This is a genomic window from Paenarthrobacter sp. NPDC089988, assembly GCF_044748465.1.
In the GTDB taxonomy this organism is placed as follows: Bacteria; Actinomycetota; Actinomycetes; order Actinomycetales; family Micrococcaceae; genus Arthrobacter.
Window position 1 is genome coordinate 25200 of record NZ_JBIVGD010000031.1, and the last position, 12868, is coordinate 38067.

The window sequence follows — 12868 nt, forward strand, 5'->3', positions numbered from 1 at the left end:
GTCGCTAAAGTGCGCCACGCACACGCGAAACCACACCGAAAGGCCGGCAATCCCGTGACTGTTCCTCTTTCAATCCTCGACCTGGCGACCATTGGAAAGGACCAGACGGTAGCGGAAAGCCTCGCCGGCAGCGTTGCCATGGCTCAGAAGGCCGAAGAGTTGGGGTACCGCCGGGTTTGGTACGCGGAGCACCACAACATGTCCGCCATTGCGTCCTCGGCCACCAGCGTGCTGATCGCGCACGTTGCCGCGCACACCACCAGCATCCGCCTGGGAGCGGGCGGCGTCATGCTCCCCAACCATTCGCCCCTGACCATTGCCGAGCAGTTCGGCACGCTGGAGACCCTCCACCCGGGCCGGATCGACCTGGGCCTCGGCCGTGCTCCCGGCAGCGACCAGAACACCATGCGTGCCCTGCGCCGCGACCACACCTCGTCGGACAGCTTCCCGCAGGACGTCCTCGAGCTGCAGGGATACCTCACCGGCCCCACCCGCATCCAGGGCGTGGAGGCGACGCCGGGCAAGGGTACCAACGTGCCGCTGTACATCCTCGGCTCCTCCCTTTTCGGCGCACAATTGGCCGCTCAACTGGGACTCCCGTATGCCTTTGCCTCGCACTTCGCGCCCGCAGCCCTGCGTGATGCCGTGGCCATCTACCGCCGCGACTTCAAGCCATCCGAGCAGCTCTCCGAGCCCCACGTGATCGCCGGTGTGAACGTTACCGCGGCGGACAGCAACGCCGAAGCACAGGCGATCTTCCAGGCCGTCAAGCGCGCCCGTGTCTCCCTGTTCTTTGGCGGCGGCCGGCAATTCACTGACGATGAAGCGGACCTCGTCCTGGACTCGCCGCAGGGCCAGCACATTGCCCAAATGGTCAAGTATTCCGCCGTGGGCACCTCCGAGGTTGTGGGCGAGTACCTCGACGAGTTCGCCAAGCATGCAGACGCGGACGAGCTGATCGTGGCGCACCAGAGTACCGGTACCGAGGAACGCCTTCGCTCAGTGGAGTTGGTGGCCCAGGTGGCCGGGCTCGTTCCGGCCTAGGCTGCGCCGCCCGCGGGCAGGCCGCGGGGGCGGCACCGGGCGGCTTGCCGGGCAAAAATTTAACGCTTCTGCAATTACGCGGTATACGAGGGAAACATTTCGGGCGGAAACTATACGTATCCGCTTCGGAAGGATCCGCCATGCCTACTCCGTTGAACCAGACAGTCGCCGATTCCGCGCTGTTGATGAACTCGCTGCCGCTTGGCCTACTGCGCTCGTTCGTCCGTCCCCACGAGGACCAAGGGATCACCGAGGAACTCATGTCGGACCTGAAGATCCTCTCGCGGGAGCCGGGACTGCTGGTGGCGTGCAATTACGGCGGCACGCTGCACTCGGCCGAGGGCGTCTCCACCGAGACCCTGCCCCTGGACAGTGCGGCCGTGGCCCTGCGCGCGCTTGCGGCGTTGCCCAACACGCACACTGCCATCATCTCGGGACGTTCGCTGCGGGACCTCGCCGCGGTGTCCAGGCTTCCTGCGGAGGTCCACTTGGTGGGTTCGCACGGCGTTGAGTTCGACATGGGGTTTGCCTACAACCTGACCCTTGCCACCGAAACGTTGCTCCAGCAGGTGGCGACGGCGCTGACGGAAGCTGTTGCCTATGAGAAGGGCGTCAGCATCGTGCGCAAACCCGCAGGCGTGGCAGTCCACACACGGCCCGCGGCACCCGACGTGGTGGAGCGGGTCATCTTCAAATCCCAGCAGATCGCCATCGAGTTCGGGGTCTATTTCATCGTCGACGGCACCGTGTTGGACCTGACAGTGGACGAGCCCGCGAAAGGCAAGGCGCTGGAGGCGCTCCGGCAGCGCCTTGGCGTCAGCGCCGCGCTCTTTGCCGGCGATGCCGCGAGCGACGAGAAGGCACTCGCCACCCTGCGTGGTCCGGACCTGGGCCTGCACGTCGGGCCGGGACAGACGACGGCGGCCTACACCCTTCCGGACCCGGAGGCCTTTGCGCGGGTGCTGGCTTTGTTGTTCGAACTTCGGCGCTCCTGGCTCTTCGGCGAGGACGCCGTGGGGCTGGAACGGCATTCAATGATCGGCAATGGAACCTCCACCGCCCTGCTGACCCCGGACGCGAAAGTCTGTTGGATGAGCCACCCGCTGCCGGATTCGGGATCGTTGTTCGCCCACATCCTGGGCGGTGATCCGGCCGGACACTTCAGCATCGAACCCGTGAAGCCTTCGCCGGTGCTGGCCCAGCGCTACGTGGACAACACCATGATCGTGGAAACCCGCTGGGCAGATGTCACGGTGACGGATTACCTCGAGCCTGCTCCGGAAGGCATCACCAGTTTGGTCCGCGTGCTGTCCGGCACCGGCACGGCCCGGGTGGTGTTCGCGCCCCGGCCGGATTACGCCAATGCTCCGTTCAACATGGAGATCCGCGGCCACGAAGTCCATGTGGTGGGAACGTCCGATCCCATCATCCTCATCGCCCCGGGCGTGGACTTCACCATCACCAACGACGCCCGGCATGCCACCGCCACCGCCGAGGTGCCGCTCCACTACGGCCCCGTCGTGCTGAACCTGCGCTGCGGGGATACCGAGTCGTTGCCCGCGGACCTCGGGGGAGAGCCTGAGCGGAGGGCCGCCGTCGGGCAATCCTCGCGGGACTGGGTCAAGTCACTGCAGCTACCCACCGTCAACACCTCCCTGGTACGGCGTTCGGCGCTGGTTCTGAAGTCGCTGGTCCACGAGCCCACGGGGGCCGTGCTGGCCGCGCCCACCACGTCACTGCCGGAGGGGATCGGTGGCACCCGAAACTGGGACTACCGCTACTGCTGGCTGCGGGACGGCTCCATGACCGTGAACGCGCTGGTGGGGCTCGGGTCCACGGACGAGGCCGACGGCTTCCTGCGTTGGCTGGGCCGGATCCTGGACAACGCACCCGGGCCGGAATGGCTGCACCCGCTGTATTCCGTGACCGGTGCTCCGCTTTCCACCGAAGCCATCGTGGAGAGCCTGCCGGGTTATGCCGGATCGCGTCCCGTCCGGATCGGCAACGCAGCCGACCACCAGGTCCAATTGGATGTTTTCGGTCCCATTGCAGAGCTGATCCATGACCTCGGTGAACGCCGGGGCTTCCTCCCCGACGAGCATTGGTTCCTCATGGAACAGATGGCCGATGCCGTCATTGCGCGCTGGCACGAGCCGGACCATGGCATTTGGGAAGCCCGCCGGCCTCCGCGTCACCACGTGTACAGCAAGGTGATGTGCTGGGTGACGCTGGACAGGGCCCTCAAAGCCGCTGCCCTTCACGGACGCACTGCGCACACCGACTGGTCCTCCACGGCGGACACCATCCGCGAGGAGGTACTCCGTGAAGGGTGGGACGACACCGCGGCCTCCTACACGGTTGCCTACGACAGCCCCGATCTGGATGCTGCCGTGCTCCACATCGGCTTGTCCGGGCTCATTGACGTCCAGGACCAGCGCTTCCTGGACACCGTGACAGCAGTTGAGCGCGAGTTGCGCGTTGGTCCCACGGTCTTCCGATACCGGTACGACGACGGCCTCCCGGGCTTGGAAGGCGGCTTCCACATCTGCACCACGTGGTTGATCGAGGCGTACCTCGCTGTTGGCCGTTTGGACGACGCGTTGGAGCTGTTCAACCAACTGGTGGCCTTGTTCGGACCCACGGGTCTGCTGCCTGAGGAATACGATCCCGCCACGGAGACCCATCTGGGCAACCACCCGCAGGCCTACTCGCACCTGGGCTTCATCCGTTGCGCCCAGCTCCTGGACCACTACCTGGCCCACGCAGACATCGAGTAAACCCAACTAGGGGACAGCAAACGCTCCACCCAAGCTTCAGTGGTGCGTTATCTGTCCCCTACTTGGGTCAGGTGAGCAGCAGGGCCACGGCAATCATCGCTGGGACGGCAACCACCGTGGTAATCAGCACCGTGTCCTTGGCCACCGTGATTCCGGCCTGGTAGCGGTTTGCCGCAACGAATACGTTCTGGGCGGTCGGCAGCGCTGAGGTAACCACCACCGCGAACAGGGCGTGCCCGTCCATATTCAAGGCGAAGCGGGCAAACAAGTAGGCAATGAACGGGTGCACGAACAGCTTGAACCCGCTGGCCAACAAGGTGTCCAACCGGCGCCCCGAGGCTTTCTGCAGTGGCCTGGATCCGTTCAGGCTCATGCCAAACGACATGAGCATGGCCGGAATCGCAGCCCCGCCGATCAGGTGGACCGGCTCCAGGATGAGCTGCGGAAGCTGGATCCCCGTTCCGGCCACGATCAACCCCAGCGCCGAGCCCACAATCATAGGGTTCTTCACGATCATCAGGAGGAAACGCAGCGGTGTAGTGCGGTGCGTGCTGGTGCTGGCATCCAGGGCCATGAGGTACATCGGCGTGAAGAACGCGAGCTGGAAAATCAGCAGCGGAGCCACATAGCTGGCGTCGCCCAGGACGAACACAGCGATGGGGATGCCGAGGTTTGCCGAGTTGGCCAGCGATGAACTCATGGACGACATGAGGGATTCCGGCAGGCTCCGCTTGAGCCAGAACTTCACGATCAGGAAGAACAACAGGCCCGTGATGATCGCCCCAACGGCCGTAACCAACAGGGGCGCCGCAAACACATCATGGAGCTTGGCTTTGCTCAGGGTTTCGAACAACAAAGCCGGGCTCGCTACGAAGAACGTCAGCGAGCTCAGCACCGAACGGGCGTTCTCGCCGAGCAACCCGCGCCGCCCAACGAACATGCCCACCAGGATGATGGCCCACACCACGAAGAACCCGGAGAGGACGCCGATCATGACGGTGTGCTGGCGGGGAGGAGGTGGGTCACGTCTCCAGCCTAATCAGATTTATTCGACCGGTAAGCGTTTTCGGACCTCTGGTCCGTCATCCGGACACCCCGGAAAAGCGCTCGACGGCGGCACTCGGGTGAGTGCCGCCGTCGTAAGCCGGCGTGTGGCTGGTTCAGCTGAGGTGCGCCGCGTTACTCAAGGCATGGGGTGGGCGCATCAGGCCAGGAGTGTGTGCCTCGGCGGGGTCATTCCCCAGTTGCAGGATCTGGTTGTCCTTGCCAACGTGGACCACCTTGGGCTCGTAAGACTTGGCCTCTTCGGTGGTCATCTCCGCGTAGGTGATGAGGATGACGAGATCTCCCACATGGACCTGGTGGGCAGCGGCCCCGTTGATGCCGATGACGCCCGAACCGCGCTCGCCGGCGATGGTGTACGTCTCCAGGCGGGCTCCATTGGTGATGTCCACGATGGACACGAGCTCACCCGGCAGAATGTCGGCAGCGTCCAGGAGGTCCAGGTCAACGGTGACGGAACCGACATAGTGGAGGTCGGCGTGGGTCACCGTGGCACGGTGGATCTTGGACTTGAACATTGTGCGGATCATAGTGCCACCAGTTTAGCGCGGGACCCTTCGCGGGCGCTGTGACGTAGCAGACGTTCGGTGCCTGGGGGGCGTGAAAGCGGTTACCATCGCTGGGGGCCACCATCTGCCGAACCGAAGGACACGAAGCTTGGACGGAGTACTGAAGGGCTTCTTTGTGGTGGGCGTCGTCCTGCTGGTGGGTTACATCCTGGGAAAGACCAACGCCCTGGGCCCGCAGGGAAGCAAAGTCCTCTCCACCCTGACGTTCATGGTGGGCTTGCCGAGCCTCATGTTCTCCACTATTGCCTCCCGCCACATCAGTGACGTCCTGAGTCCCACGGGCTTGATTTCGGTGGTCACGGCCTCGGCGGTGATGCTCGTGTTCGCCTTGTCCGGAACCATCTTCCGCTGGGGTGTCCGGCGGACCACCATCGGTGCCTTGGCTACGGGAATCGTGAACTCCACCAACCTCGGCGTCCCGCTGTCCCAATACATCCTGGGGAGCACCACGTACGTCGTGCCCATCATGTTGTTCCAATTGGCGCTGGTGACTCCCATCGCCCTGACCATCCTGGACCTCACCAACCCGACCGCCACCAAGGTTTCCGTGTGGCGGATACTGTCCACGCCTTTTCGGAATCCCGTCACCGTGGCGGCGATCCTTGGGGTGATCGTGAGCGCGGTGGGATTGGAACTGCCGGACTGGACGCTGGACCCCATGGAGCTCGTGGCCCAGCTCGCAGTGCCGCTCATGCTGATCATCTTCGGAATGTCTCTCCACGGACTTTCAGCCGGCCAGGGGATTGGGGAGCGTGCTCCCACTGCGCTCGCCGTGATCCTGAAGTCCGTGGTTCAACCGGCGTTGGCCTGGGTGCTGGCGGTCTTCGTTTTCCGCATGGACTCGTTCAGCACGTTCGTGGTCACGGCCTGCGCCATCCTGCCGACCGGTCAGAACGTGGTGCTCTATGCGCTCCGGTACGGCGTGGGTCAGAAAATCGCCCAATCAACCGCCGTGACCACGTCCATTCTGGCGGTGCCGCTGTTGCTGGGTGCGGCCTGGCTCATGGGTTAGCTTCCGGGGCTGCCCGTTTCTCCGCCACTACGCGGGAAACATGCCAAGACTGCCGCAAAATTCCAGCGTCGCGGCACTTTTCCCGCGAATCCAGCGAAGCGTCAGTCGTAGCGCGTCAGGTCGGTTCCCGCCGCCACGAGCTGCCTTAGCTCCGCCAGCCCGCCCTGCACCACACCGGCGGCCCGCGCCTGGACCAACACATTGCCCAGCGCCGTCGCCTCGACGGGGCCAGCCACCGCGGGTTTGCCTGTTGCGTCGGCGGTGAGTTGGCACAGGAGCCGGTTTTGGGAGCCGCCGCCCACCACGTGCACCACGGACGTGGTGCGGCCGGTGAGGCGTTCGGCGTCGGCCAGGGTGCGCGCGTAACCGGCCGCGAGGCTGTCCATGATGCAACGCACGACGGCGGCAGGCCGGTCCGCGAGTACCTCGCCGTTGTGCCGAACGGCCGCGCGGATGCGTTCGGGCATGTTGTCCGGGGCGGTGAAGGCAGGGTCGTCGGCGTTGATTTGCGGGCCTCCGGGAGGGAGTGCCGCGGCAGCGTCGAGTAATGCTGGAAGTGATTGGCTGAAGCCTTGGGCTGCCCAGGTGCGCTGGCATTCGCTGAGCAGCCAGAGCCCGCCTACGTTGCGAAGATACCGGATGGTGCCGTCCACGCCACGTTCGTTGGTGAAGTTGGCTGTGCGGCTGGCTTCGGAAAGCACCGGGTGCTGAAGTTCGACGCCCACCAGGGACCAGGTGCCGGAGGAGATGTAGGCAAAGTCGGACTGCGTCGCCGGGACTGCGGCGACTGCGGAGGCGGTGTCGTGCGAACCAACCGCCACCACCCGCGTGTCGGCAGCAAGTCCCGTACTTTCGGCCACCGAGGGCAGCAGCGTGCCTACGGTTTCACCGGGTTGGATCAGCGGCGGGAAGATGTCCTGCGGAAGGCCGAGGGCCTCCAGGAAATCAACCGCCCACTCTCCGGCGACGGCGTCGAAGAGTCCGGTGGTGGAGGCGTTGGTGGCCTCCGTGCGGCGCTGGCCCGTGAGGAGGAAGGCGATCAGGTCCGGGATGAGCAGTGCCTGCAGACCGTCCAGCGAGGGCTCTGCAGCGAGCTGGTACACGGTGTTGAACTGCAGGAACTGCAGGCCGGTGGTGGCGTAGAGCTTCTCCGGCGAAATGACCGCGTGCACTCGCGCCACGGTGGAGCGGCTGCGCTCGTCCCTGTAACTGTAGGGAACCGAGACGAGCTCCCCGGAAGCATCAACCAGCCCGTAGTCCACGGCCCACGTGTCGATGCCGATACTGGTAATCCGTTCACCGTTCCCGGCGGTCACCGACGCGGCAGCCGCCAAGCCCTTGAGTACCTCAGCGAAGAGGGCGTCGAAGTCCCAGCGGAGGCCGCCGTCGTACTCCACGACGCCGTTGGGGAAGCGGTGCACGGTTTCAAGCGTCGCCCCTGTGGAGGGGGAGACGCGGCCGAGCATGACGCGGCCGGAGGACGCGCCGATATCGACAGCGGCGAAGACACTGCCGGTGAAAACCTGGGGAGCGGGCACCGCCCCGGCGTGGGCCGGGGCGGTGCTGGTTGCTGCGTTTGTCACGGGATGACCTATCGGAGGAACGCTGCTGCGACTCCGGCGTCCACGGGGATGTGGAGGCCGGTGGTGTGGGAGAGCTCGTTGCTGGTGAGTACGGACGCGGCGTTGGCGACGTGTTCGGGCAGGACTTCGCGCTTGAGGAGGGTGCGCTGGGCGTAGTACTCGCCCAGTTTTTCCTCGTCCACGCCGTACACCGCTGCACGCTTGGCGCCCCAGCCGCCGGCGAAGATGCCGGAGCCGCGGACCACGCCGTCGGGGTTGATGCCGTTGACGCGGATGCCGTGATCGCCCAGTTCGGCTGCGAGGAGTCGGACTTGGTGGGCTTGGTCTGCCTTGGTGGCGGAGTAGGCGATGTTGTTGGGGCCGGCGAAGACGGAGTTCTTGGAGGAGATGTAGATGATGTCTCCGCCCAGGCCCTGGTCGATCATGACCTTCGCAGCGGCTTTGGAGACCAGGAACGAGCCCTTGGCCATGACGTTGTGCTGCAGGTCCCAGTCCTTTTCGGTGGTTTCCAGCAGGGGCTTGGAGATGGACAGGCCGGCGTTGTTGACCACCAGGTCCAGGCCACCGAACGCGAGCACGGCTTCCTGGATCGCGGCGGCAATCTGGGCTTCGTTCGTTACGTCGGCCTGGACGCCGATGGCGACATCGGGTCCGCCGAGTTCTTCAGCGACTTTCTGCGCGTTCTCAAGGTTCAGGTCGGCAATCACTACGCACGCGCCGTCGGAAGCCAACCGGGTGGCGATCGCCTTGCCGATGCCCGACGCCGCACCGGTGACCAGGGCGATGCGGGTCGCGTGGGACTTGGGCTTGGGCATCCGGGCGAGCTTGGCTTCTTCCAGCGCCCAGTACTCGATGCGGAACTTCTCGGATTCCTCGATCGGGGCGTAGGTGGAAATGGCCTCCGCGCCGCGCATCACGTTGATCGCGTTGATGTAGAACTCGCCGGCCACGCGTGCGGTCTGCTTGTCCTTGCCGAAGGAGAACATGCCCACGCCGGGGACCAGCACGATCGCCGGGTCAGCACCGCGCAGGGCGGGTGAATCGGCGTCTGCATGGCGGTCGTAGTAGGCCTGGTAGTCCTCGCGGTACTCGGCGTGGAGTTCCTTCAACCGTGCCACGGACTCTTCGATGGAAGCCTCTGCGGGCAGGTCCAGGATGAGGGGCTTGACCTTGGTGCGGAGGAAGTGGTCCGGGCAGGACGTGCCGAGTGCGCCCAGGCGCGGATGCGCTTCGGCGGCGAGGAAGTCAAGAACGACGGCGTCATCACTGAAGTGCCCCAGCTGCGGTTTGTCCGTGGAGGCCAGGCCGCGGATCACCGGGGCCAACGCTGCTGCTTTCGCGCGGCGCTCGGTCTCGTGGAGGGCGGCGTAGCCGGGGAGGGCGGGTCCGAAGGGCTCGGCTTTGCCGTTCTCTGCGATGTACTTCTCGGCAGCATCGATGATCCAGAGGGAGTTCGCTTCGGCTTCCTCGGACGTGGCGCCCCAGGCGGTGATGCCGTGGCCGCCCAGGATGGTGCCGATGGCCTGCGGGTTCGCTTCCTTGATCGCAGCGATGTCCAAACCGAGCTGGAATCCGGGGCGGCGCCACGGAACCCAGACCACTTTGTTGCCGAAGATCTTCGAGGTCAGCGCCTCGCCGTCCACCGCCGTCGCGATGGCGATGCCCGAGTCCGGGTGCAGGTGGTCAACATGCGGGGCGTCAACGAGGCCGTGCATGGCGGTATCGATCGAGGGTGCTGCGCCGCCCTTGCCGTGGAAGCAGTAATCGAACGCGGCCACCATTTCGTCTTCACGCTCGACGCCGGGGTAAACGGATTTGAGTGCCTGGAGCCGGTCCAAGCGGAGCACGGCCAGGTTCTCGGCCTTCAGGGTGCCCAGGTCACCGCCGGATCCCTTCACCCAGAGCAGTTCGACGTCCTGGCCCGTGACCGGGTCCTTTTCGATGCCCTTGGCGGAAGTGTTGCCGCCGGCGAAGTTGGTGTTCCGCTTGTCCGCGCCGAGGCGGTTGGAACGGCTAATCAGGTCTTCAACAGTCTTGCTCATAGGAATTATGCGCCCCATCCGGCTTGCTGGCCGCCTGCGCGGTCCTCGTTGATCTTCTTCTGGTAGCCGCTGGCCTTGTAGGCAGCGATCGGGTCGGCGGGCAGGCCGCGGGATTCACGCCACTCGGCCAGGGCCGGGCGGACGTCGGTGTAGAAGGCATCGTTGAAGATGGCATTCGCGGCCAGGACATCCCCGGCCCGCTGGGCCTCGTTCAGCGCTGCGTTGTCCACGAGCAGCGCGCGGGCCGTCATTTCCTGGACATTGAGGACCGAGCGGATCTGGCCCGGGATCTTCTCTTCCAGGTTGTGGCACTGGTCCAGCATCAACGCGACGCCGGAGTCCTTCCCGAAGCCGCCGCCGCGGATGACCTCGTGCATGATGCGGAACAGCTGGAACGGATCAGCCGCACCCACAATCAGGTCATCATCGGCGTAGAAGCGGGAGTTGAAGTCGAAGGATCCCAGCTTGCCCAGGCGCAGGAGTTGCATCACGATGAACTCGATATTGGTGCCCGGAGCGTGGTGGCCGGTGTCCAGGCACACGAACGCCTTCTCGCCCAAGGCCAGGGTCTGTGCGTAGGAAGTGCCCCAGTCCGGAACATCGGTGTGGTAGAAAGCCGGCTCGAAGAACTTGTACTCCAACACCAGGCGCTGCTCGTCGCCCAGGGCCGCGTAGATCTCGTGCAGGCTTTCGGCCAAGCGATCCTGACGGCCGCGCATGTCGTCCTGGCCCGGGTAGTTGGTGCCATCAGCGAGCCAGATCTTCAAATCCCTTGACCCGGTAGCGTGCATGATCTCGATGCAGTCCAGGTGGTGTTCGATCGCGCGGCGACGCACCGATTCGTTGGACGAGGTCAGGGAACCGAACTTGTACTCATCATCCTGGAACGTGTTCGAGTTGATGGTCCCCAGCCCAACACCCAGGCCCGCCGCATATTCACGCAGCGCGGCGTAGTCGTCCACTTTGTCCCAAGGGATGTGCAATGCAACCGTTGGCGCCAGGCCGGTCAGCTCGTGGACCTTCGCCGCGTCCGCGATCTTTTCCTGCACAGTGCGCGGGGTACCCGGGGTGCCGAAGACCTTGAACCGCGTCCCCGAATTCCCATAGGCCCAGGAGGGCACTTCAATGGCCAGTTCTCCCAAGCGGCCCAGGGCCGATTCTGTGGTGTTCATGCTTGTTCCTTCTCATGGGTGGTGGCGTTGCCGGACTTGCTTGCTGAAGCCAGTTGGTCTTCCAGGTTGAAAACTTCTTCGACGATCTCGAAGCCCTCGTCCGGAGGGACATCGCTGTTGGCAAAGAGGGTGGCCATTTCCGCTTGCCAGCGGGCGTTGACCTCGGTGACGGCCATGCGGGCTTGCGCTTGCGCATAGTCGTCACATTCCAAGTAGCCAATGAGCTGCCCGTCTGACGCGAGAAACAGTGAGTAGTTGTTCCAGCCTGCGTCCTTGAGGGCACGGAGCATCTCGGGCCAAACGGCTGCGTGCCGGCGCTTGTACTCGTCCATCAGCCCGGGGTGGACGGAGGAGCGGAAACATACCCTCATCTGCGGTTCTCCGGTTTTACTCGTCTTTGAATCGTTTCATTTGTTACGATTCAAATTACCCTCGGATAAAGGAGGGTGTCAAGGCGTTTCCTGCAGGTAAGACGAGAAGACAGCGGAGATCGGAAAGCATGTCCCAAACAGCGAGCATCAAAGATGTTGCCACTCATGCCAAGGTTGCCGTGGGCACGGTTTCCAACGTGCTCAACTACCCGGACCGCGTCTCGCAGCGCACCAAGGAGCGAGTGCTCAAATCCATCGCTGAACTTGGCTTTGTGCGAAATGACGCCGCCCGCCAATTGCGCGCCGGCCAGAGCCGCACCATCGGTTTGATCGTGCTGGATGTCGGCAACCCTTTCTTCTCCTCCGTAGCCCGGGCCGCGGAGGACGCCGCTACGGCGCTGGGTAGCGTGGTGCTGGTGGGGGACAGCGGCCAGGACGCTTCCCGCGAAGTGCACTACATGGACCTGTTCCAGGAACAGCGCGTCCAGGGCCTGCTCATTTCCCCCGTGGGAGACGTCGCCGAGCGAATCGATACCCTGCGTGAGCGCGGCGTTCCCACCGTCCTCGTGGACCAGTTGGCCGACACGGATCGCTGCAGTTCGGTTTCCGTGGATGACGAAGAAGGCGGCTACCTCGCTGCCCGGCACCTGCTGGAGACGGGCCGCCGTCGTCTGGCTTTTGTTGGCACGCCATCGATCCGTCAGGTGGCGCACCGGCTGAGTGGCGCGCAGCGCGCCGTTTCCGAGGTGGAGGGTGCCAGCATGGAGGTCCTGGACTCGGCGGGGCAAACAGTTCTTGCGGGACGCCAAGTGGGCAACAAGCTGGTGGAGCGTTCGCCGGAGGACCGCCCGGAAGCTGTCTTCTGCTCCAACGACCTCCTGGCGCTCGGTGTCATGCAGTCGCTGACCATGCTCCGGACCGTGCGCATCCCGGAAGATATTGCGCTGATCGGTTACGACGACATCGATTTCGCAATCTCCGCCGTGGTTCCCCTGTCGTCCATCCGCCAGCCCACCGAGGCCCTGGGCCGGACCGCCGTCGAACTTCTTGTGGAGGAACAGGACAGCGGCGGAACCAAGCACCGCGCCGTCGTGTTTACTCCGGAGCTCGTGGTGCGCCAAAGCACGGCCGGCTCACCCAACTGTGAGTCTTGACAGTGGCTGGTCTGGGACTGGCTGGCAGGATGGGTGCCAGGCCGTTCCGCCTAGATGGATGTGACTCGCCACCCAACTGACC

General features: G+C 64.6%; 10 protein-coding genes. 4 read left to right on the forward strand and 6 right to left on the reverse strand.

Features of this window, described 5'->3' with window-relative positions; genetic code table 11:
* Positions 1-54 precede the first annotated feature (54 nt).
* Together ACIPV6_RS22515 and ACIPV6_RS22520 are read left to right on the forward strand one after the other, a co-directional pair.
* Positions 55-1044, forward strand: a complete 990-nt coding sequence (locus tag ACIPV6_RS22515; RefSeq protein ID WP_400273027.1) for an LLM class flavin-dependent oxidoreductase — start codon at positions 55-57, stop codon at positions 1042-1044.
* A 140-nt stretch (positions 1045-1184) separates the two neighbouring features.
* Entirely contained in the window at positions 1185-3821 is a 2637-nt protein-coding gene (locus ACIPV6_RS22520; protein ID WP_400273028.1) for a trehalase-like domain-containing protein, read from the forward strand.
* Positions 3822-3888: 67 nt separating this feature from the next.
* Here the strand turns inward: ACIPV6_RS22520 and ACIPV6_RS22525 are convergent, their stop codons facing one another.
* Both ACIPV6_RS22525 and panD read right to left on the reverse strand, forming a co-directional pair.
* On the reverse strand, positions 3889-4815 hold the full coding sequence (locus ACIPV6_RS22525; protein WP_400273029.1) for an AEC family transporter: 927 nt from the start codon (positions 4813-4815) through the stop codon (positions 3889-3891).
* A 166-nt stretch (positions 4816-4981) separates the two neighbouring features.
* Positions 4982-5413, reverse strand: a complete 432-nt coding sequence (gene panD / locus ACIPV6_RS22530; protein WP_400273030.1) for an aspartate 1-decarboxylase — start codon at positions 5411-5413, stop codon at positions 4982-4984.
* 127 nt (positions 5414-5540) lie between these two features.
* On the opposite strand from panD, the gene ACIPV6_RS22535 reads away from it, so the two are divergent.
* Positions 5541-6464, forward strand: a complete 924-nt coding sequence (locus ACIPV6_RS22535; protein WP_400273031.1) for an AEC family transporter — start codon at positions 5541-5543, stop codon at positions 6462-6464.
* Between the two features lie 101 nt (positions 6465-6565).
* On the opposite strand, the gene ACIPV6_RS22540 is transcribed toward ACIPV6_RS22535, so the two are convergent.
* Genes ACIPV6_RS22540 through ACIPV6_RS22555 form a run of 4 tightly spaced genes read right to left on the reverse strand, consistent with a single transcriptional unit; the run spans position 6566 to position 11632 of the window.
* Positions 6566-8002 (reverse strand): rhamnulokinase family protein, encoded by a 1437-nt coding sequence (locus tag ACIPV6_RS22540; protein WP_400273038.1) that lies wholly within the window; start codon positions 8000-8002, stop codon positions 6566-6568.
* A 53-nt stretch (positions 8003-8055) separates the two neighbouring features.
* On the reverse strand, positions 8056-10089 hold the full coding sequence (locus tag ACIPV6_RS22545; RefSeq protein ID WP_400273032.1) for a bifunctional aldolase/short-chain dehydrogenase: 2034 nt from the start codon (positions 10087-10089) through the stop codon (positions 8056-8058).
* A gap of 5 nt (positions 10090-10094) precedes the next feature.
* Positions 10095-11261: an L-rhamnose isomerase gene (gene rhaI / locus ACIPV6_RS22550; protein WP_400273033.1), complete on the reverse strand. Its 1167-nt coding sequence runs from the start codon at positions 11259-11261 to the stop codon at positions 10095-10097.
* A complete protein-coding gene (locus ACIPV6_RS22555; protein ID WP_400273034.1) occupies positions 11258-11632 on the reverse strand; it encodes an L-rhamnose mutarotase in 375 nt (124 codons plus the stop codon). Before ACIPV6_RS22555 ends, rhaI begins: the two co-directional genes overlap by 4 nt.
* Positions 11633-11760: 128 nt before the next feature.
* Here ACIPV6_RS22555 and ACIPV6_RS22560 point away from each other — a divergent pair, with 128 nt between their 5' ends.
* Entirely contained in the window at positions 11761-12786 is a 1026-nt protein-coding gene (locus ACIPV6_RS22560) for a LacI family DNA-binding transcriptional regulator (RefSeq protein ID WP_400273035.1), read from the forward strand.
* Positions 12787-12868 lie beyond the last annotated feature (82 nt).